This window comes from Bradyrhizobium sp. 172, assembly GCF_023101065.1.
GTDB lineage: Bacteria > Pseudomonadota > Alphaproteobacteria > Rhizobiales > Xanthobacteraceae > Bradyrhizobium > Bradyrhizobium canariense_D.
Window position 1 is genome coordinate 7,744,256 of record NZ_CP064701.1, and the last position, 20,622, is coordinate 7,764,877.

A 20,622-nucleotide genomic window follows, 5' to 3' on the forward strand; every position below is an offset into this window, starting at 1 on the left:
CCCGATTTTTCGAGAGAGCAACATGATGCGCACTTTTCGTGGCGGCCTGCTGATCGGGCTCGCAGTCGCCGTGCTGGTCGCCGTCCTGGCCATCATCTATGAATTCTACGACACCCGCACGTTGAAGCGCACCGTCCGCCGCGGCGAAGTGCTGTGCGGCGTCAACAAGGGCCTGCCGGGCTTCTCGATCCCCGACGACAAGGGCAACTGGACCGGCTTCGACGTCGATTTCTGCCGCGCGGTGGCTTCCGCGATCTTCAACGACCCGAGCAAGGCGAAATTCGTCGCGCTCGATGCCAACGAGCGCTTCAAGGAATTGCAGAGCCGGAAAGTGGACATCCTCTCGCGCAACTCGACCTGGAGCATGGCGCGCGAGCTCGACTACGATCTCTATTTCCCCGCGGTCGCCTATTACGACGGCGCAGGCTTCATGCTGCCGCGCGCGCGCAACAAGGAGACCGCGCTGGACCTGACCGGGAGCAAGGTCTGCGTCCAGACCGGGACCACCACGGCGCTCAACGTCGCGGATTACTTCCGTGCCAACAACATGAAGTATGAAGAGGTGAAGTTCGACAAGCTGGACGACGTCGTGAAAGCCTACGACACCGGCAAATGCGACACGCTCTCCGCCGACGTCTCCCAGCTCTACGCGCTGCGGCTGAACCTGTCGAAGCCCGGCGACAGCATGATCCTGCCGGACATGATCTCCAAGGAGCCGCTCGCCCCCGTCGTGCGCCAGCGCGACGACGACTGGATGATGATCGTGAAGTGGACGCTGTACGCGATGATCAACGCCGAGGAGCTCGGCGTCTCCTCGGAGAACATCGACGAGGCCCTGAAGTCGAAGAAGCCGGAAGTGATGCGGCTGGTCGGCACCGAGGGCAATTACGGCGAGCAGCTCGGCCTGACCAAGGATTGGGTGGTCCGCATCATCCGCCACGTCGGCAATTACGGCGAGATGTACGAGCGCAACATCGGCGAGAAGTCGAAGCTGAAGATCCCGCGCGGCATGAACCAGCTGTGGAATGCGGGCGGCGTGCAGTACGCGCCGCCGGTGCGGTAAGAGGTCTTTGTCGTCCCGGCCTAGTGCGCAATTGCGCACGGGGGGCCGGGACCCATAACCACCATCGGAAATTGTAGCGGCAGCTAGCAACTCCGAGTCTTTCTCAAACTGCTCCCTGGGGTTATGGGTCCCGGCCTTCGCCGGGACGACACCTCTATTCGAGGCGCAGCTGTGCCCATTGGTACCCTCGCCTCAATACCCCCGCGCCCTTGCCAGCTGCTCGGTGTGGTAATTGGCGTCGCCGAACAATTCCTCGCACACGCGCGCGCGCTTCATAAAGAAGCCGATGTCGAACTGGTCGGTCATGCCCATGCCGCCATGCATCTGCACGCCTTCCTGCACCGCGCGCGTGGCGGTGGTGCCGGCGCGGGCTTTCGCCACTGCGACGGCTGACGCCGCCTTGGCGACGTCCGTATCGAGCGCTTGCAGCGCCTTCATCACGGCGGCGCGGGTGATCTCGATATCGACATAGAGTTCGGCGGCGCGGTGCTGCAGCGCCTGGAATTCGCCGATCAGCTTGCCGAACTGCTTGCGGCTCTTCAGGTACTCGACGGTACGGTTGAACACCTCTTCGCTCAGACCCACCATTTCGGAGGCCACTGCGCCCCGCCCGATATCGAGCACGCCGTGGAGCAAGCCGGCTCCCTGGTCGACTTCGCCGAGCACGCTGTCGGCATCGACCTCGACATTGGCAAGCTCGATCCGCGCCGCATTGTGCGCGTCGACCATGATGGTGCGCTCGATCGCAACGCCCTTGGCCTTGGGGTTGACCAGGAACAGCGTCAGCCCCTCGCGCTCGCCGGCTGAGCCGGCCGTACGCGCAGCGACGATGAGGAGATCGGCAACGTGACCGTCGACCACCAGCGCCTTGGCGCCGGAGAGTTTGAAGCCGTTGCCGGCGCGCACGGCCTGGAGGCTGGTCTGAAGCGGGCGGTGTTTTGCGCCCTCGTCGATCGCGAGCGTCGCGAGCAGGGAGCCGTTGGAAATCTTCGGCAGATACTCCGACTTCTGCGCGGCATTGCCGCCACGGTTCAGTGCCGAGGCCGCGACCACGCTGGTTGCGAGGAAGGGCGAGGGCATCAGCGTGCGGCCGATCTCCTCCATCACCACCCCGGCCTCGACATAGCCGAGGCCGCTGCCGCCGAACTCTTCCGGCACCAGCAAGCCGGCAAAACCCATCTCGGCGAAGGAATGCCAAAACTCCCTGGAGAAGCCGATGGGGTCTTTGCTATCGCGCAGATGCCGCAAATGCGACACCGGCGCCTTGTCGCTGATCAGCCCGCGCGCGCTGTCGCGGAGCATCGATTGTTCTTCGGTGAGGACGAGGGCCATGTGCAATGTCTCTAACGTCTGGCGGAATGCATGTCTGTTGTTGTCATTCCGGGGCACGCGAAGCGTGAACCCGGAATTTCGAGGTTCTCAGGTGCGCAACCGCGCACCTTAGTTCGGTCCTGCGGACCGCCCCGGAACGACGCTGGGGTTACGCCCCCGGCAAATCGAGGATGCGCTTGGCGACGATGCCGAGCATGACCTCGGTGGTGCCGCCCTCGATCGAGTTGGCCTTGGTCCGCAGCCAGGCGCGCGGACGCGCTCCTTGTTTCGAACGCTCGCTCTCCCATTCCAGCGCATCGACGCCGCCGGCCGACATCAGGATCTCGTAACGGCGCTTGTTGAGCTCGGTCCCGTAATATTTCATCGCCGACGAGAACGCCGGATGGGCCTGACCGGCCTTGGCGAGATCGACCGCGCGCTCGGCGCAGGCGCCAAGGGCCGCTTCGTCGACGTCGAAGCTGGCGATGCGGCCACGCAGCATGGAATCGTCGAGCCGTCCCTGCGCATCGGTGCCGACGGAATCGGCCGCAATCTGGCCCAGCGGACGGCCGACGCCGCGCTCGCCCATGCCTGATATCATCGCGCGCTCATGCTGGAGCAGATATTTTGCGACGTCCCAGCCGCGATTGACGGTGCCGACCACATGCGATTTCGGCACGCGGACATTGTCGAAGAAAGTCTCGCAGAACGGCGAGTAGCCGGAGATCAGGAGGATCGGTTTGGTCGTCACGCCCTTCGAGGTCATGTCGAACAGGATGAAGCTGATGCCGTCATGCTTCTTCGCGGCGGCATCGGTGCGAACGAGGCAGAAGATCCAGTCGGCGTAGTTGGCATAGGAGGTCCAGATCTTCGACCCCGTAATGATGAAATCATCGCCGTCGCTCTCGGCGCGGGTCTGCAGCGAGGCGAGATCGGAGCCGGCGTTCGGCTCGGAATAGCCCTGACACCAGCGGATCAGGCCCGCGGCGATCTTTGGCAGATGCTCCTTCTTCTGGGCATCGTTGCCGTATTTCAGCAGCGCCGGCCCGAGCATCCAGATCCCGAAGCTCGACAGCGGGGGCCGCGCGCCGATCCTGGCCATCTCCGCGCGCAGCACCTTGTGCTCCGCGGCGCTTAAGCCCCCACCGCCATATTCCTTCGGCCAGTCCGGTACGGTCCAGCCCTTGTCGCGCATGCGTTCGAACCAGATGCGTTGCGGCTCGGACGAAAATTTTGCGTTACGTCCACCCCAGAACACGTCGGCGTCGGACGTCGCGGGCTTGCGCATTTCCGGCGGGCAATTGGCTTCCAACCAGGCGCGCGTTTCGCTGCGGAATGTTTCGAGATCGGCGGTCTCAGTCTCGCTGGCCCTGGAGTCAGTCATAGGTCGTTTCCAACAATCTATGTCGGTTTGTTGGGCGCGACTCTGGGCCAAGCTCCCGCGGAATTCAACCACTTCCGTGTCACGCATCCGCTATAGTCGCCGCCACGGCGAGCTTGAAAACAAAGAGGAAACAACAATGCGCCTGAAGCTTCTTTCGCCTGGCGAAATGAACGAGAGCCAGCGGCAGACCTATGACGAGTCGATTGCCGGCAAGCGCGGCAGGCCGCCGGCACCGATGATGGCCTGGCTCAACAGCCCCGACATGGCCCGTCACGCCACGCGGCTCGGCGAGGTCCTGCGTTACGATACGATATTTCCCGCGAAACTTTCGGAGATCGCGATCCTGGTGACGGCGCGGCACTGGACCGCCCATTACGAATGGTACGCGCACAAGCGGCTGGCGCTTGCGGGCGGCATGGACCCTGACATCATCGACGCGATCCGCGACCGCCGCACGCCCGTCTTCGATGATCCCAGGGCTAAGATGATCTACGACGTCGCAAAATCGCTGCATGAGGGCCACGGCGTCGAGAAGGGCCTCTATGACGAGGCGGTGAAGCTGCTCGGCGAGCGCGGCGTGGTCGAGGTGATTGGTCTCTGCGGCTATTACACGCTGGTGTCGATGACGCTGAACACGTTTGAGTTCGAGCTGCCGGAGGGCGAGGTGCGGGAGCTGTCGTAAGTTGCCTATCCGGAAACGCTGGGTTTCGGGATCGGCCGGTAGCACTGTCCCGAGGCCGGACTTATGTGGAGTTCATCAACGGAGCAGCCGCATGTCGCAAAACCAAGCCGTCGCCGCCGGCACCAGGATCGGCCACGTCCATCTCAAAGTCGCCGATCTCGATCGCGCGCTGGGCTTCTATTGCGGCGTGCTCGGTTTCGAGCTGATGCAGCGCATGGGCTCGGGCGCGGCCTTCATCTCGGCCGGCGGCTATCACCACCACATCGGGCTCAACACCTGGGAGAGCAAGGGCGGCTCGCCGCCGCCGCCTGATGCGACCGGGCTCTATCACACCGCGATCCTCTATCCGACGCGGCCGGCGCTGGCGGATGCGTTGCACCGCGTGCTCTCGGCCGGCATTGCGCTCGACGGCGCCAGCGACCACGGCGTCAGCGAGGCGCTGTATTTGCGCGATCCGGACCAGAACGGTGTGGAGCTGTATTGGGACAAGCCGCGGGAGCAATGGCCATTCGGGCCGGACGGCAAGCTTTCGATGTTCACGAAGCGGCTGGATGTGGAGGAGCTGCTGAAGCAGCGGGAGGCCTAGTCCGCACCTCGCCACTGCACGAGCCTCAGGACCCATCCGGCCACATAGAGCCCGACGCCGAACACGGCATGCGTGAGTAGCGTGTTGAGACGCGCCACGTTGGGACGTGGCGCGTGATGGGCTGCAATGCCGAGGCCCATGCCCGGCTGCATGATCAGGAAAGGTGCCGCCACGCTGCCGATTCCGACGATCAATGCGGGGCCGACACGCGGGGAATGCAGCCAATCGAGCCCCCAGATCGCCAGCAAGACGGCCGCGAACGCAATGCCGATCAGGTAGTGCGCGGCCCACCCAATCAGGCGCTCGCGTGGAGCCGGATCGGGTGCCGCGATCTTAAGGTGCCGATACTGTCCGCGCGCGAGCAGGATGAGCCAGCGACCTAGGAGTCCATAGTCTAGCACTACTTTGGCAGATTGTTGATTTTGCCGCGATTTATAGGATTCCCGAATCAATTGTTCAATGATTCATGGGTGGTCGGCTCTTGGAGGGCTGACCATGCCGGGATGGGAAGACGAACTCGAACGCTGGCTGATGCCGTTCTTGGACCGGCTGGGTCATAAGACCCGACAGCGGATGTGTCCTCTATATGTTGCGGGATTGATCGGTCCTGGCGATCGCAAGAGCGTTCAGCCGATGGCGGAACGCCTTGCCACGAGCAACTACGACCAGTTGCACCATTTCATTGCGGACGGCGTCTGGAACGCGACGCCGCTAGAGACAGAGCTGCTCAACCAGGCGGACCGACTTGTCGGCGGCAGGGATGCGGTGCTGGTTATTGATGACACCTCACTGCCGAAAAAGGGTGAGCGATCGGTCGGTGTTGCGGCTCAATACGCGTCGGCTCTCGGTAAAACTGCAAATTGCCAAACGCTGGTGTCTTTAACGCTTGCGCGCGGGGAAGTGCCCGTGATGGTCGCGTTACGTCTCTTTCTGCCTGACAGCTGGACAAGCGACATGCCTCGCTTGAAGCGCGCTCGCGTGCCAGTCGAACACCGAACGCCGCGGTCCAAGCCGGAGATCGCTTTGGCCGAGATTGACCGCGCGATGGCAGCCAACATACGCTTTGGATGTGTGCTGGCGGATGCAGGATACGGCCTCAGCGCGCCGTTTCGACAAGGGCTAACAGAGCGCGGGCTGGCCTGGGCGGTCGGTATCCCTCGGCACCAGAAAGTGTATCCGGTCGATGTGAAGCTCATTTGGCCGATCACCAAAGCCCGTGGCAAACCACGAAAGCACCACGTGCCCGATATCTTATCGATTGCGGCAGAACAAATGCTGGCCAGCGCCAAATGGAAAACCGTGAGTTGGCGCAGCGGGACGAAAGGTCGGCTCAAAGCCCGATTTGCTGCTCTCCGTGTCCGCACCGCCGACGGCCCTCCGCAGCGGATATGGGATAAAGGTCAGCAGCATCTCCCAGGCGACGAAGCCTGGCTCATTGGCGAGCAACGTGCCTCCGGGGAGAAGAAATACTATCTCGCCAATCTTCCGGCGACGACGGATCTGCGCACGCTGGCCGCCACCATCAAGGCACGGTGGATTTGTGAGCAGGCGCATCAACAGTTGAAGGAGGAACTTGGACTTGATCACTTCGAAGGGCGATCATGGCAAGGTCTTCATCGCCACGCCCTTATGACAATGATTGCCTACGCCTTCCTGCAACATCGTCGCCTCGCAAACGCGGGGCGAAAAAAAAAGAATCAACGGGCCTCCGCCTCAACCGACTATGCCCGCCGTACGTCACGCCATCGTCGATCTCATCCTTCGGCCGCCGCCCCAGCAGTGCCCATATTGCCGAAAGCAAATCCTTGAAAAACAGCGGCGAAAACACATTCTGCCAAAGTAGTGCTAGCGATGGGATTCCAAGAACATGCGCGCGGAGAACTGCCCAACCATCGATCACGGCCGTTGCACCGGATCCGATCAAGGCGGCGCCGACCAGAAATTCAATCATTTCACCCATTCGAGACCTCGCCTGCCGCGTCGGTTGAAGCCCGCGCCTGGATCATCCAGCATGCGGCGGTAAAACGGATCGCATCTGCCTCCACGTAGGGGGCGAAGGCGGGCCGCACCGCATCCACGACCCTTTCGCGCAATCCCCTGTCGGCGTCCTGCAGGATCGTTCCGACGGGTCCCAGCCAACCGACATAGCGAGCGAGTTCGCTGGCAGGAAAGCGGCATGGAATATCCACCGGCCGGATGTCGATCTCGGTCCAGCCGCTCTCCAGCAGGATGGTCCTGACCCGATCTTTGTCAGCGAAGGCGAACTGCCCCGGACCGCCGGATGGACGGGCAGGCATATTCGGCAGAAGGGGCGCGGCGGCTCGTTCGGCCGCCGTCATGAACGGATTCTCCGCTGCGCCCCGCCATGCAACGACGGCGAGCCCGGCGCCTTCGGCGGCAGCGCGCCTCAGATTTGCGAAGGCCGCAACGAGGTCTTCGAAGAACATCACGCCGAGACGTGAAATGATCGTATCGAAGCTCGCCGGGTCGAATTTATGGTGCTGCGCATCGGCGCAGATAAAGCTGGCCGAGGTGCCTTCGCGCTCGGCGCGGGCCAGCGCCGCCCCGATCATCGGCGCGGAGATGTCGATGCCGACCACACGGCCGCCTTGCCCGAGCTTTCGAGCGACCGCAACGGTCAGACCACCAGTGCCGCAGCCGACGTCCAGAACGCGACGATTGGAGCCGGCAGGAACGGCCTCGCACAGCGGCCTCTCGAATTGCTTGAACATCTCATCCAGGATGTCCTGGGTCTCGACCCAGGCGCGTCCGGCGGGACCATTCCAAAGCCTCATCTGCTCAATCGCCTTCTGCATAGCGTCCATGATGGTTTCCCCTTTCGTCTTGCCTTGGCGGCGTTGGACGCGGCATACTGCCAGTTCAAGTGAACTTGAGGTCAAGAGGCGTGATGACGATCGATATCGCCGAAGTCGCACGGCGCTCCGGTGTTCCGGCGTCGACGCTGCGATTCTATGAGGAAAAGCGGTTGATTGCCCCGATCGGCAGGCGCGGCCTGCGCCGGCTGTTCGATCTGGAGATCCTGGATCGCCTGGCGCTGATCGCGCTGGGGCGCGCGGCGGGCTTCTCGCTCGATGAAGTTGCCCGGATGTTCGCACCCGACGGAAGGCCGCGTATCGACCGGCGGAAGCTTGCCGCCAAGGCCGACGAGTTGGACCGAACGATCCGCAAGCTTATCGCGATGCGCGACGGCCTGCGCCATGCCGCGGCCTGTCCGGCGCCAAGTCACATGGAATGCCTGCATTTTCGCCGCCTCATGCGGGTCGCGGCATTGGGAAAGGCGAGGTCGCCCAAGCGGGCACCGCGCGCGCCGCGATCAGACTGAAGCGGTCGATCGCCTTGTGTGCCCCCGCACCATGATCAACGCCGCGGCCACCAGCTCCAGCGCAATACACAGATAGAACGGCAGCTCATAGCCACCGGAGAAATCGCGCAGAAAACCGACCACGCCGGGGCCGAACGCATAGGTCACCTGGTTGATCGCAGTGTTGAGGCTGATCAGCACGCCGAACGAGGCGGAATCGAATTCCTGCTGCACGATCAGCGACGGCAGCGTGATGAGATTGCCGACCGAGAAGCCGAATAACGCGCAGGCGGCGATCAGCACGTAATCATTGTGCAAATTGATGACGACGAGAAGCGCCACGGCCTGGCTCAGAAACGACAGCGCCGAGGCGAGCCGCTGGTTGAGTCGGTCGATCACCAGCGAGAACAGCACCCGGCCGATCACCGCCATCGCGGTCAGCACCGCAACCGCGACGGCCGCGCGCTCGCGCCCGATCACGGGATCGAGGAACGAGATCAGGTGGACGATGAAGCCGACCTGCGCGAACAGCATCAAAGCAAAGGCAATGGTCACGGTGAGGAAGCCGACATCGCGCAACGCCTGGCTACGAATCTGCGCCGACGATTGCGGCTTCGTTTTCGTCGCGGCGCGCCGGCCATGGAGATCGGGCGGGCGGCCGACGACAATCAGGATCACCGGCACGAGCAGTACCAGCATGGCGCCGGCGACGATAAACATAGCGCTGGCGAAGCCGACATGGCCGATCAAGCTCACCAGCAGCGGCACGCCGACGATGCCGCCGAAGCTTGCGCCGTTCAGCGCGAGGCTGATCGCCATGCCGCGCTTCTGGTCGAACCACAGGCTGATCGTGTTGGTGATCATGGCCAGGCTCGTGCCGGCCCAGCCGAAGGCGAGCACGGCGTTCGCGAGATAAAGCTGCCACGGTTCGCGCACCGCGCCGATCGCGACCGCCGCGGCCGACATCGCCAGCGTCCCTGCGATCAGGCCGAGGCGCGGGCCGTACTTGTTGACGGCTTCGCCGACGAAGACGACGAGCAGCGCGCCGAACAGATAGAAGAACGTCGTGGCCGACGAGATCAGCGAGGCCGACCAGCCGTGCGCACGCTGGAGCTCGGCGACATAGACGCTCTGGCCGTAGAAGCCGAGCCCCCAGCCGAAGGTCGCGAGCAGGAAGCAGACCGCAACGATGCGCCAGCCTTCGTAGCGGAGAGAGGATTCGTCGACGGATCCGTCGTGTCGAGGGTTATCGAGCATGCCGCTTACTCCGTCATGCCCGGACTTGTTCCGGGCATCCACGTTCTTCGATCCGCGCGCTCAAGACGTGGATGGCCGGGACAAGCCCGGCCATGACGACATCTAGTAACCTTCACCAGAAAATCACTTCGACCTGGATCGAACTATCAACGCTGCTGACAGCCTCCCGCCATCTCAGATCGCATCCGGGAACTCGCCCATGGCCGCGTCGAGCCGCGCTTTGCGGCGACGGGTCCAGGACGCCAGCGAGAGCACGGCGAGACCGAGCAGCACCGGCGGAAACACCACCATGTTCACCGCGGACCAGCCGTAACTGGCGAGCAGTTGGCCGGACGAGAACGAGCCGATCGCCATCATGCCGAACACCAGGAAATCGTTGAAGGCCTGCACCTTGTTGCGCTCCTGCGGCCGGTGCGTCTCCAGCACCAGCGCCGAGGCGCCGATGAAGGAGAAGTTCCAGCCGACACCGAGCACGATCAGCGTGGCCCAGAAATGCATCGCGGTGATGCCGGACAGGCCGATGCCGGCCGCGCCGGCCTCCAGCAGCAGGCCGGCGGCAACGATCTTGCGCGCGCCGAAGCGGGCGATCAGCGCGCCCGTGAAGAAGCTCGGCCCGTACATGGCGACGATGTGCCATTGAATGCCGAAATTGGAATCTGAAACGCTCAAGCCGCACAGCTTCATGGCAAGCGGCGCCGAGGTCATCACCAGGTTCATCATGGGGTAGGAGATGACGCCGCACAGCGCCGCTGCGATGAAGCGTGGCTGGGTCACGATCTCGAGCAGCGGCCGCCCGCCATGAAGATCGGCCGGCGCCGGTTTCGGCATGTCGACCCCGGCGACGATGCCCATCGCGATGAGCGCGACAGCCGCCTGGACCAAGAAGCTGAAGGCGAAGAGATAAGGCTGCCAGACATCCATGGTCCATTGCACGAGCTGCGGACCGAGCACGCCGGCGAACACGCCGCCCGCCATTACCCAGGACACCGCCTTGGGTCGGTACGCCGCGCTGGCGCCGTCGGCGGCAGCGAAGCGATAGGACTGCGCCACCGCGCCGTAGAGGCCGCCAAGAAAAGTCGCCAGACAGAACAACGGAAACGAAGCGTGCAGGATCGCGAAGCAGCCGAGCAGGCCGGTGAGCGTACCCAGGCCCGTGCCGATGATGAAGGCCCAGCGGCGGCCGAAGCGACTCGATATCGCGCCGGTCGGCAGCGTGCCGGCCGCAAGCCCCAGCACGTACATCGACAGCGGTACCGTCGCGAGCGACATGTCGGGTGCAAGCGTCGCACCGACGATGGAGCCGGTGGCGAAGATCACCGCCGAATTGGCGCCGGTCAGCGCCTGCGCGGCAGCAAGGCGCACCACATTGGCGCGCACGCGGGCGTCGGCGGCGACCTCATTGGCTGCAGTCACATCCAGCATCGGCATTTCCGCCCCAACGGGCTTTTAAGTGCTTTCAAGGGCTCGCTTGATTCCCGGCACTATGGCGGGACGCGGGAGGGCGGGCAACCGGCGCAAACGGGCGCAGGCCATGTCTCTGACGCAATCGGGCCGATGATAATGGGCCGCGCACTTGACGGCTTGCGCTCGATCAAATCCTATCCGCCGCGACCTTCCGGAGTTTCGTTCATGTCCGTCGACGACAGGCCTACGCTCAGCGCTCCTGACGACGATCCCTGGCTCTGGCTGGAGGAGATCGAAGGCAAGCAGGCGCTCGATTTCGTCACGCGGCAGAACAGCCTGACACTCGACGCGTTCGGCGGAGCGGCCTTCGCGCGCGATCGCGACATCCTCGCGGCGATCTACGATCGTCCCGACAACATTCCCTATGTCAGCCGCCGCGGCACCGAACTGCACAATCTCTGGAAGGACGCCACCAACCCGCGCGGCCTGTGGCGGAAGACTTCCCTCGCGGAGTTTCGCAAACCGCATCCGACGTGGGAAATCATGCTGGATGTCGACCAGCTCGCGGCACGCGAAGGCGAGGACTGGCTGCTGAGCGGCATCACCACGCAGCCGGGAAGCGCGCGCGCCATTTTGGGGCTGTCGCGCGGTGGCAGCGATGCCGTCACCTTGCGGGAATTCGACCTCGACACCAAGAGTTTCGTTGCGGACGGATTTGCGCTGTCGGAAGCCAAGGGCGGCGCCGATTGGCTCGATGCCGACACGCTGCTGCTGTCGAGCGCCCATGGCGAAGGCATGGCGACGAGCTCGGGATATTCCCGGACGGTTCGACTGTGGCGGCGCGGCCAGCCTGTCGATCAGGCGCAGGTGATCATCGAGACCACGGCCGATCATATGGCGATCTCCGGCATCGTCGACGACACCGCTGCGGCCCCGCGCAGCTGGATCGTCGACCAGATCGACTTCTTCAATCATGCGCTCTGGCTGCGCGACGCAGACGGTGCGACGACGAAGCTCGATCTGCCGACCGGCATCTGGTTGCAGGCGCATGGCGACTGGTTCGCGATGAAGCTGCGCGAAGCCTGGTCGATCGAGGGCAAGACCTATGCCGCCGACACCGTGCTCGGCATGTCGCTCTCGGCGTTCCTCGCCGGCAGCCGCGATTTCGCGGTGCTGTTCGAGCCGGAACCTCGCCGCGCCCTGCAAGGCCTGTTCTGGACCGGAGGCAAGCTGGTGCTGTCGATCCTCGACGAGCTCCAGCCGCAATTCGAGATCTGCACGCCGTCGGCCACAGGCTGGAGCCGCGCGTCGCTCGGCGGCCTGCCGCAGATCGGCGTCGTCGACATCTGGCCGCTGGATCGCCATCCCTCCGAGAGCAATGGCGACCTGCTTGCCAATGTGCAGGATCCGCTGACGCCGCCGTCGTTGCTGCTGATCGAGCGCGGCGTCGCGAGCCCGACCGTCTTGAAGCAGGCGCCGAAAACATTCAACGCCGACGGCCTCGTGGTGACCCAGCACGAAGCGATCTCGACCGACGGCGAACGCATCCCCTATGTACAGACCGGCCCCGCCGGCGAGACCGGCGATGCACCGGTCTATATGAGCGCCTATGGCGGCTTCGCCCATTCGGTGAAGCCGTATTACAACCCGTCGCTCGGCAAGCTGTGGCTGGAGCGTGGCGGCACCACGGTGCAGGCGAATTTGCGCGGCGGCGGCGAATTCGGCACGCGCTGGCACGATGCCGGCCGGCTCGCCGGCAAGAAACTGTCGCACGACGATTTCGCCGCCGTTGCCGCCGATCTCGTCCGCCGCGGTGTGACGACGGCAAAGCGCATCGCCGCGCAGGGCGGATCGAACGGCGGCATCCTCATCACCAACATGCTGGTGCGATACCCCGAACGTTTCGGCGCGCTGTTCTGCACCATCCCGCTGATCGATATGCGCCGCTACACGAAGCTGCTCGCCGGCGCGAGCTGGATCGCGGAATATGGCGATCCCGACAAGCCCGAGGAGTGGGACTGGCTCAAGTCCTACTCCGCCTATCACAACGTCAAGGCCGGCCAGCCGTATCCGCCGATCCTGATCGCCACCACGCGACGCGACGACCGTGTCCATCCCGGGCATGCGCGCAAGATGGCGGCAAAGCTCCAGGCCATGGGCTACGAGGCCTGGTTCTACGAGCCTGAAGCCGGTGGCCACGGCTACGGCAAGGACAACAAGGAGCGCGCCGGGTTCGAGGTGATTGGCTTTCGGTTCTTAAAGGACAAGATCGGGTGGAAGGACGAGGGCTAGCGTTTGCGGCGCTGACATCTCCGCACGGTCATGGCCGGGCTTGACCGGGCCATCCACGCCTTAGCTGGTGCACGAAGAACGTGGATGCCCGGGACAAGCCCGGGCATGACGACCTCCTATCGCGCGAATACCAAGGTCAGATTGTTCGCGGGCATGTCCATCGTATCGACAAGGCGAAGACCAACGCCGCGGGCAAGCGCCTCGACATCGGCGATGTCACGCACGCCCCAGTCGGGATTGCCTTCACGCAGGGAGGTGTCGAACACCGCATTGCTGAGCGCGATGTGCTTGCCGCCGCGCTTGAACGGGCCGTAGAGGAACAGCTTGCCGTCGGCCCGCAAATAGCGGCCGGCGCCGGCGAACAGACCCTCGGCGACGCTCCATGGCGCGATGTGGATGACATTGGCGCAGAACAATGCGGCAAGACTCGACGGCCCCTGCCCGCTTTTCATCTCCGGGCACCAGTCCGGATCGGTGAGATCGATCCGCAGCGGCGAGCGGATGTTTTTGAGACCTGAATGAACGCGCCAGGCCTCGATGCTCTTGAGGTGGCGCTGGTTGAGATCGCTGGGCCACCAGATCAGGCCGGGCGTGTGACGGGCGAAGTAGACCACGTGCTGGCCGGTTCCGCTGCCGAGCTCGACCACGTTGCCGGTGCAGCCGGCGAGATGCCGTTCCAGTGCCGCCCAGAGCGGCTCGTGATTGCGATGAAATGCCGGCGCATCGAGCCGCCCATCCGACTCGACCCGACCGCCATCCCTGCCGAATTCGACGACATATTCAGCCAAGTGAGGTCCCCTTGAAAAAACGAGAACGCGATGAAAACAGGTTGAGCGCCCAAACGCTCAGGAAACAGCCGGCCCGCGCCACGGTCCCTAACTCTCGGACCAAGCCGGCTGAACAAATAATCTCTTTAGTTGCAATCGGGAAGATATTAACTCCATTTTGTCGCGTGGATAGTCTTGATTGTCAGGCGGCGCCCTTTGTGCTTTGGAACGCTTCTATTTCGTAATCGAGACCATCGCATAACGCCTCGGAATAACGCCTTGACCGCCTTTTCCCGGACGCCCGTTCTGTTCATCTTGCTGGCCATTGCAGCCGGCCTCGCCACCCCGGCGTGGGCGCAGTCCGCTGTGGCCGACGGCCAGAAACTCGCTTTCGACCGCGGCAAGGGCAATTGCCTGACCTGCCATGTCATCAGGGGTGGCGACCTGCCGGGAACGATCGGGCCGGAACTGAAGGACCTCAAGGCCAAGTACCCCGATCGCAACGAACTGACCGCGATCATCTTCGACGAGACCAAGCGCAATCCGCAGACCATGATGCCGCCGTTCGGCCGGAACCGGATTTTGACCGAACAGGAGATCAGCGCGATCGTTGATTTCCTGCAGACCCTGTGACTTCAGGCATGCCACGAGATTTGGTTGGGAGACCAGAGATGACCACACTCACCGGCCCAAGCGCGACGCGGCGCCTGATCCTTCAGGGCGCAGCCTCGGTCGCGTTGCTCGGCCTCGGCAATCTGCCGTTCGGCGCCGCGCCCGCGCGCGCCGCGGCCAACGACAAATATCCGGAAGAGGCGTTCAAGCAAAAGAGCGAGGCTGACGCCATCAAGGCGCTCTACGGCAAAACCGCCGAGCCGTCCGACAAGGTCAAGCTGGACGCCCCCGAGATCGCCGAGAACGGCGGTGTGGTGCCGATCTCGGTGACGACGACACTCGACAAGGTCACCTCGATTTCATTCTTCGTGGCCGAGAATCCCAGCGCGCTGGCCGCCAGCTACAGGATTCCCGAAGGCACGATCCCTGCTGTCGCCAACCGGCTGAAGATGGCCAAGACCACCAACGTGGTCGCGATCGTGGAGGCCGACGGCAAGCTCTACAGCGCGACCAAAGAGGTCAAGGTCACCGTCGGCGGCTGCGGCGGCTAAGCGAGGAAGATCGAGATGGCATCCAGCATTCGCGTCCGCGCCACCACCAACGGCGACATCACCGAGGTGCAGGCGCTGATCCAGCACCCGATGGATACCGGCTTCGTCAAGGACGCCAAAGGCGAACTGATCCCGGCGCATTACATCCAGCAGCTGAAATTCGAATGTAACGGCAAGGACGTCTTCGTTGCCGATTGGGGCACCGCGGTCTCGAAGGACCCCTACGTCAAGTTCAGCTTCAAGGGAGCCAAGAAGGGCGACGATCTCAAGGTCTCCTGGACCGATAACAAGGGTGCGTCGGACACGACCACTGCGAAGATCTCGTGATGAAGGCCCGCACCACCATCCTGCTTGGTTCGTTGAGCGCCGCGCTCGTCGCGTTGGCCCTCACCTCTCCACGCGTGGTGGCGGCCGACAAGGTCGATCCCATCGCCGATGCCAAGGCGTTCCAGAACTTCTTCTTCCAGAAATTCCCTGATGTGAAGCACGAGGATTTCGTCAACGGTCCTTATTCCATGAACGAGGACATGAAGCGGCAGTGGCAGGAGAAGGAGGAATTCCCGCCCTACGAGTTTGCGCTCGACGCCGGCAAGGAGATGTTCGCCACCCCGTTCAAGAACGGCAAGACCTATGCGGACTGCTTCCCGAACGGCGGCATCGGCATCCGCCAGAACTATCCTTATTTCGACGAGAAGGAAGGCAAGGTCGTCACGCTGGAGCTGGCGCTCAACCGCTGCCGCGAGGCCAATGGCGAGGCGCCCTATTCTTACGTCAAGGACGAGATGGCCTCGCTCACGGCGTACATGGCCTTCACCTCGCGCGGCAAGCCGATGGACATCAAGATCCCCGACGATCCTCGCGCGCTCGCGGCATTCGAGAACGGCAAGCGCTATTTCTACACCCGCCGCGGCCAATTGAATTTCTCCTGCGCGAGCTGCCATGTGCAGAGCCCGGGTGAGCGCATCCGCGCCGAGATCCTGGCGCCGGCGCTTGGCATTCTGAACGCGATGCCGATCTACCGCTCCGAATGGAGCGGCATGGGCACCACCAGCCGCCGCTTCGTCACCTGCAACAGCCAGACCCGCGCGGTTCCGCTGGAGCCGCAGGCGGATGAATATCGCGACGTCGAATATTTCCTGTCCTACGTCGCCAACGGCCTGCCGATATCGGGACCGGGAGCGCGGCCATGAAGCTGTCACTCCCTTTCGTCCGGCTGCTTGCCTTGCTGCTTACCCTCGGGCTCGCGCCGGCGGCGCGCGCGGCAGATGAGGCAGACTACAAGGCGGCCTTTGCCGCCGCCGAGGCCGCCTCCAAGGAGGCCGCCGGCATGCGCAACCAATGGACCGTGACCGTCTCGACGCTGGCCGCCGCAAAGAAGGCGGCCGATGGCGGCGATTTCGACCGCGCCGTGGCCGCAGCCAGGGAGGCCGAGGCGCTGGCGAAGGCGTCGATCTTCCAGGCGATTTCCGAAAAAGAAGCCTGGAAGGCGATGGAAATCCGTTAGACTGTTCGCTTGTGCAACAGCCTTGCGACCGTGAGAGGGCGCGGAGAATTTCTGGATGGCGATCCGCCGCCGCGATTTCCTGAAGAATGCAGGCCTTGCTGCCGCATCGCTGAGCCTGCCGCGGCTTGCGCTCGGTGCTGAGGCTGCGAGCATTTACGACCTCGAACGGTTCGGCAATGCGCGCATCCTTCACCTCACCGACACGCATGCGCAACTCAATCCAGTCTATTTTCGCGAGCCCAGCGTCAATATCGGGATCGGCGAGATGGCGGGACGGCCGCCGCATCTGGTCGGCCGCGCCTTTCTCGACCGTTTCGGCATCAGGCCCGACAGCGCGGATGCCTATGCCTTCAGCTGCTTCGAGTTCGAGAAGTCCGCAGGCCGCTTCGGCAAGCTCGGCGGCTTCGCCCATCTGAAGACGCTGATCGACCGCTTGCGTGGCGATGTCGGCGAAAAACGCTCCGTGCTCGTTGACGGCGGCGACCTCTGGCAAGGCTCGGGACTTGCCAACATCATGCAGGGCCGCGACATGGTCGAGGCCGCAAACCTGCTCGGTGTCGAGGCGATGACCGGGCATTGGGAATTCACCTATGGCGAGCAGGCGCTGCGCGACAATCTCGCGCGCTTCAGGGGCGAGTTTCTGGCGCAGAACGTTTTTCTCACCGAGGAAGCCGCATTCAATGATGCCCCGGCCTTCGACAAGGCGACGGGACGCGTGTTCAAGCCCTCCGTGATCAAGGAGCTCGGCGGCCATCGCGTCGCGATCGTCGGCCAAGCCTTCCCTTACGTGCCGATCGCGCATCCCAAACGGTTCACGCCGGACTGGTCCTTCGGCATCCGCGAGGAAGAGCTCCAGAAGCATGTCGACGGCCTGCGCGGCACCGACAAGGTCGATGCGGTCATCCTGCTGTCGCATAACGGCATGGACGTCGATCTCAAGCTCGCAAGCCGCGTCACCGGTATCGACGTCATCCTCGGCGGCCATACCCATGATGCGATCCCGCAGCCCATCGCCGTGAAGAATGCGAGCGGCACGACGCTCGTCACCAATGCCGGCTCCAACGGAAAATTTCTGGCCGTGCTCGATCTCGCGCTCGACAAGGGCAAGGTCGGCGACGTCAAATATCATCTGCTGCCGGTCTATTCCGAGCTGTTGAAACCCGATCCCGGGATGGCCGAACTGATCGGCCGGTTGCGGGCACCCTTCGTCACCGACTGGTTGGAGAAGATCGCGACGCCCGATCGCCTGCTGTATCGACGCGACAATTTCGCCGGCCCGGTCGACGAGCTGATCTGCAGCGCGCTGCGCACCGAGTTCGACGCCGAGATCGCGCTGTCGCCGGGCTTCCGCTGGGGCGTCACCGGACTGTCCGGCCAGGCACTGACGATGGAGGATTTGCTCGCGGAAACCGCGATCAGCTATCCCGAGACCTATGTGCAGGAGATGACCGGCGCGGAGATCAAGGACGTGCTGGAAGACGTCTGCGACAACCTCTTCAATACCGATCCCTATTACCAGCAGGGCGGCGACATGGTGCGCGCCGGTGGGCTCAGCTACACCTGCACGCCGACGGCGACGATCGGCAGCCGGATCTCGGAGCTGAAGCTCAATGGCGGCAAGGCGCTCAGTGCCAGCCACCGCTACAAGGTCGCGGGCTGGGCCTCGGTCAACGGCCAGCAAGGCGCGCCGGTGTGGGATGTGGTGGCAAAATATCTGCGCTCGGGCCGGATGTTTCAGGAGCGGCTCGGCTCCGGCGTCACGCTAAAGGGCGTCGAGGGTAATCCGGGCATCGCAGGACAGGGATGATGCGGTCGCAAACCCTATCCGCGATGCTGCTGGCGCTGTTCGCCTGGGCGGCGATGCCACCGGCTTTCGCGCAGCAGGTGCCGCTCCAGGACAAGCCGTTCGCCGAGCACAAGATCGTGCTGCAGCTCTCCGATGGCGATGCCAGGAAGCAAGCTCTGGTGCTCAGCGTCGCCAACAATTTGCTGAAGGCCTACGACCCCGACAAGGTCGCAATCGAGGTGGTGGCGTTCGGTCCCGGCATCGACCTCCTGTTCACCGGCAGCGAGCGCCGCAAGCAGGTCGAGAGCCTGATCGCGCAAGGCGTACGCTTCGACATCTGCCTCAACACTGTCGACACGATCGAGCGGGAGACCGGCAAGCGGCCGGAGTTCATCCCTGCCGCTACGCCGGTGCAGGTCGGGGTCGGGCAGATCCTGTTCCTCAGCGAGAACGGATACACGGTGGTGAGGCCCTGAGCCTTTTGTCGGGGCGAAGCGTCGCGGCATACTCGGTGTCATCGCCGGCGAAGGCGGGCGATCCAGTACTCCGAGACCGCGAGGGGTACGGGAGGGCGCGGCGTACTGGATTCCCCGCCTTCGCGGGAATGGCAGCCGTGGCTAGGTGACGCCCACCCGCCCGTCACAGGAATAAAAATCTTCCAAATTTTCTTGCTTACACAGTGAATTGCTTCTCTTGTAAGCCCGAAATGTAATAGAATCTCGGGGTAGTTCACGCCGGGTCTTGCCATGATCTTCCGCCAGCTCTTCGACAGTGTTTCGGGCACCTACAGCTATCTCCTGGCGAGCCGCGCCGGCGGCGAGGCGCTGATCCTCGATCCCGTGCTGGAGAAGGTCGACCGCTACTGCCAGCTCCTGCGCGAGCTCGATCTCAAGCTGGTCAAGGCCGTGGACACCCATCTGCACGCCGACCACGTCACCGGCCTCGGCGAGCTGCGCGACCGCACCCATTGCATGACCGTGATGGGCGACCAGACCAAGGCCGACGTGGTGGCGATGCGGGTTGCCGACGGCGACAAGGTGACGATCGAGGGCCTGTCGCTCGACGTGATGTACACGCCCGGCCACACCGACGACTCCTACTCCTACTTGATGGGCGACCGCGTCTTCACCGGCGACACGCTGCTGATCCGCGGCACCGGCCGCACCGATTTCCAGAACGGTTCGTCGCGCGCGCAGTACGATTCGATCTTCAACCGCCTGCTCAAGCTGCCCGACGAGACCATGGTGTTCCCGGCGCATGACTACAAGGGCGACACCGTCTCCACCATCGGCGAGGAGAAACGCTACAATCCGCGGCTCCAGGTGCGCTCGGTCGACGACTATATCGAGCTGATGGCCAATCTGAAGCTGCCCAATCCGAAGATGATGGACGTCGCGGTGCCCGCCAACATGCATGTCGGCCTGCACCAGGAGGAGCTGGAGAAAGAGGGCCGCGTGCTCCGCGCCGTCGAGGCGATCCGCAGCCTCGGCCGTCCCGATATCCTGCTGGTCGATTTGCGCGAGACCAATGAGCGGATGAAGCACGGCATGCTCGAAGGCGCGCTGCATACACCCTATCCGTCCGTTGAGGACAGCCTCAAGCCCGGCGGCATGCTGCGCGAGGTCGCGGCCGCCACCGGTCGCCGCGTCGTGTTCTTCTGCGCCTTCGGCGAACGCTCTGCGATGGCTGTCGCCGCCGCCAAGGAGGCCGGGCTCACCAACACCGCCCACATCGCCGGCGGCATCGATGCCTGGAAGAAGGCCGGCGGGCCGGTGGTGCACTGACCGCCTTGAGATAAGTCAGGAACTGCACATATCTTCCGGATAGGTTTGGGCGCAGCATCACTGTCCGGGACCAGCCATGGCCAAGATCGGCAAGCCGAGCGCGCCGCCCAAAATTGCGGACGACGCGCCAGCAAAAGACAAGGCGAAGAAGCCTCAGCCTCCGCGCGACACCGAAGACGATGATTACGAAGACGGCGACATCGCGACACCAAAGCGCGACCGCTACGGGCCGGACGACGAGCCGTTTTGAGGGGCTCGTCTCTTGCCACGCTCTCAACTGTCGTCCTGCCCCGCGCTACTGCCATGCGCCTGCGTTC

At 63.7% G+C, this 20,622-nt stretch carries 22 protein-coding genes; 15 read left to right on the forward strand and 7 right to left on the reverse strand.

Annotated features, from left to right (window positions below; genetic code table 11):
- Positions 1-25 precede the first annotated feature (25 nt).
- Entirely contained in the window at positions 26-1,063 is a 1,038-nt protein-coding gene (locus IVB07_RS36710) for an amino acid ABC transporter substrate-binding protein (RefSeq protein WP_026233067.1), read from the forward strand.
- A 192-nt stretch (positions 1,064-1,255) separates the two neighbouring features.
- On the opposite strand, the gene IVB07_RS36715 is transcribed toward IVB07_RS36710, so the two are convergent.
- Together IVB07_RS36715 and IVB07_RS36720 are read right to left on the reverse strand one after the other, a co-directional pair.
- The gene (locus tag IVB07_RS36715; RefSeq protein ID WP_018455999.1) at positions 1,256-2,395 is read right to left on the reverse strand and encodes an acyl-CoA dehydrogenase family protein; all 1,140 of its coding nucleotides are present in this window, start codon (positions 2,393-2,395) and stop codon (positions 1,256-1,258) included.
- 148 nt (positions 2,396-2,543) lie between these two features.
- Complete coding sequence (locus IVB07_RS36720) at positions 2,544-3,758, reverse strand: acyl-CoA dehydrogenase family protein (protein ID WP_085349645.1); 1,215 nt, start codon at positions 3,756-3,758, stop codon at positions 2,544-2,546.
- A 136-nt stretch (positions 3,759-3,894) separates the two neighbouring features.
- Between IVB07_RS36720 and IVB07_RS36725 the strand changes: the two genes are divergently transcribed.
- Both IVB07_RS36725 and IVB07_RS36730 read left to right on the forward strand, forming a co-directional pair.
- A complete protein-coding gene (locus tag IVB07_RS36725; RefSeq protein WP_018455997.1) occupies positions 3,895-4,440 on the forward strand; it encodes a carboxymuconolactone decarboxylase family protein in 546 nt (181 codons plus the stop codon).
- Between the two features lie 91 nt (positions 4,441-4,531).
- The gene (locus tag IVB07_RS36730) at positions 4,532-5,026 is read left to right on the forward strand and encodes a VOC family protein (RefSeq protein WP_018455996.1); all 495 of its coding nucleotides are present in this window, start codon (positions 4,532-4,534) and stop codon (positions 5,024-5,026) included.
- Here IVB07_RS36730 and IVB07_RS36735 read toward each other — a convergent pair.
- Positions 5,023-5,427 (reverse strand): DUF2938 family protein, encoded by a 405-nt coding sequence (locus tag IVB07_RS36735; protein ID WP_247767415.1) that lies wholly within the window; start codon positions 5,425-5,427, stop codon positions 5,023-5,025. The two genes, IVB07_RS36730 and IVB07_RS36735, sit on opposite strands and share 4 nt — an antisense overlap.
- Positions 5,428-5,485: 58 nt before the next feature.
- Here IVB07_RS36735 and IVB07_RS36740 point away from each other — a divergent pair, with 58 nt between their 5' ends.
- Positions 5,486-6,835, forward strand: a complete 1,350-nt coding sequence (locus IVB07_RS36740; protein WP_247284244.1) for an IS701 family transposase — start codon at positions 5,486-5,488, stop codon at positions 6,833-6,835.
- Positions 6,836-6,978: 143 nt separating this feature from the next.
- On the opposite strand, the gene IVB07_RS36745 is transcribed toward IVB07_RS36740, so the two are convergent.
- Positions 6,979-7,851 carry a class I SAM-dependent methyltransferase gene (locus IVB07_RS36745; RefSeq protein WP_026233066.1) on the reverse strand — a complete coding sequence of 291 codons (873 nt, stop codon included), beginning with the start codon at positions 7,849-7,851 and terminating at the stop codon, positions 6,979-6,981.
- Between the two features lie 80 nt (positions 7,852-7,931).
- On the opposite strand from IVB07_RS36745, the gene IVB07_RS36750 reads away from it, so the two are divergent.
- Positions 7,932-8,369 carry a helix-turn-helix domain-containing protein gene (locus IVB07_RS36750; protein WP_026233065.1) on the forward strand — a complete coding sequence of 146 codons (438 nt, stop codon included), beginning with the start codon at positions 7,932-7,934 and terminating at the stop codon, positions 8,367-8,369.
- On the opposite strand, the gene IVB07_RS36755 is transcribed toward IVB07_RS36750, so the two are convergent.
- Complete coding sequence (locus IVB07_RS36755) at positions 8,361-9,605, reverse strand: MFS transporter (RefSeq protein ID WP_247364255.1); 1,245 nt, start codon at positions 9,603-9,605, stop codon at positions 8,361-8,363. The two genes, IVB07_RS36750 and IVB07_RS36755, sit on opposite strands and share 9 nt — an antisense overlap.
- Positions 9,606-9,779: 174 nt before the next feature.
- The gene (locus tag IVB07_RS36760; protein WP_018455991.1) at positions 9,780-11,027 is read right to left on the reverse strand and encodes an MFS transporter; all 1,248 of its coding nucleotides are present in this window, start codon (positions 11,025-11,027) and stop codon (positions 9,780-9,782) included.
- 207 nt (positions 11,028-11,234) lie between these two features.
- Here IVB07_RS36760 and IVB07_RS36765 point away from each other — a divergent pair, with 207 nt between their 5' ends.
- On the forward strand, positions 11,235-13,301 hold the full coding sequence (locus tag IVB07_RS36765) for a prolyl oligopeptidase family serine peptidase (RefSeq protein ID WP_026233064.1): 2,067 nt from the start codon (positions 11,235-11,237) through the stop codon (positions 13,299-13,301).
- A 116-nt stretch (positions 13,302-13,417) separates the two neighbouring features.
- Here IVB07_RS36765 and IVB07_RS36770 read toward each other — a convergent pair whose 3' ends face one another.
- On the reverse strand, positions 13,418-14,089 hold the full coding sequence (locus IVB07_RS36770; RefSeq protein ID WP_018455989.1) for a DUF938 domain-containing protein: 672 nt from the start codon (positions 14,087-14,089) through the stop codon (positions 13,418-13,420).
- Between the two features lie 258 nt (positions 14,090-14,347).
- Between IVB07_RS36770 and soxX the strand changes: the two genes are divergently transcribed.
- The 9 genes from soxX (at position 14,348) to IVB07_RS36815 (ending at position 20,555) form a co-directional block, all read left to right on the forward strand.
- Positions 14,348-14,701, forward strand: coding sequence for a sulfur oxidation c-type cytochrome SoxX (soxX, locus tag IVB07_RS36775; RefSeq protein WP_018455988.1), 354 nt, complete (start codon positions 14,348-14,350; stop codon positions 14,699-14,701).
- Positions 14,702-14,739: 38 nt separating this feature from the next.
- The gene (gene soxY, locus IVB07_RS36780; RefSeq protein WP_018455987.1) at positions 14,740-15,231 is read left to right on the forward strand and encodes a thiosulfate oxidation carrier protein SoxY; all 492 of its coding nucleotides are present in this window, start codon (positions 14,740-14,742) and stop codon (positions 15,229-15,231) included.
- Positions 15,232-15,246: 15 nt separating this feature from the next.
- On the forward strand, positions 15,247-15,558 hold the full coding sequence (gene soxZ / locus IVB07_RS36785; protein WP_018455986.1) for a thiosulfate oxidation carrier complex protein SoxZ: 312 nt from the start codon (positions 15,247-15,249) through the stop codon (positions 15,556-15,558).
- The gene (soxA, locus tag IVB07_RS36790) at positions 15,558-16,421 is read left to right on the forward strand and encodes a sulfur oxidation c-type cytochrome SoxA (RefSeq protein ID WP_018455985.1); all 864 of its coding nucleotides are present in this window, start codon (positions 15,558-15,560) and stop codon (positions 16,419-16,421) included. The genes soxZ and soxA overlap by 1 nt, the downstream gene beginning before the upstream one ends.
- On the forward strand, positions 16,418-16,735 hold the full coding sequence (locus IVB07_RS36795; protein ID WP_018455984.1) for a hypothetical protein: 318 nt from the start codon (positions 16,418-16,420) through the stop codon (positions 16,733-16,735). The genes soxA and IVB07_RS36795 overlap by 4 nt, the downstream gene beginning before the upstream one ends.
- Positions 16,736-16,790: 55 nt before the next feature.
- Complete coding sequence (gene soxB / locus IVB07_RS36800; RefSeq protein WP_018455983.1) at positions 16,791-18,542, forward strand: thiosulfohydrolase SoxB; 1,752 nt, start codon at positions 16,791-16,793, stop codon at positions 18,540-18,542.
- On the forward strand, positions 18,539-18,997 hold the full coding sequence (locus IVB07_RS36805; protein ID WP_018455982.1) for a hypothetical protein: 459 nt from the start codon (positions 18,539-18,541) through the stop codon (positions 18,995-18,997). The genes soxB and IVB07_RS36805 overlap by 4 nt, the downstream gene beginning before the upstream one ends.
- A 270-nt stretch (positions 18,998-19,267) precedes the next feature.
- Positions 19,268-20,305, forward strand: coding sequence for an MBL fold metallo-hydrolase (locus IVB07_RS36810; protein ID WP_018455981.1), 1,038 nt, complete (start codon positions 19,268-19,270; stop codon positions 20,303-20,305).
- Between the two features lie 76 nt (positions 20,306-20,381).
- Positions 20,382-20,555: a hypothetical protein gene (locus IVB07_RS36815; RefSeq protein WP_018455980.1), complete on the forward strand. Its 174-nt coding sequence runs from the start codon at positions 20,382-20,384 to the stop codon at positions 20,553-20,555.
- Positions 20,556-20,622 lie beyond the last annotated feature (67 nt).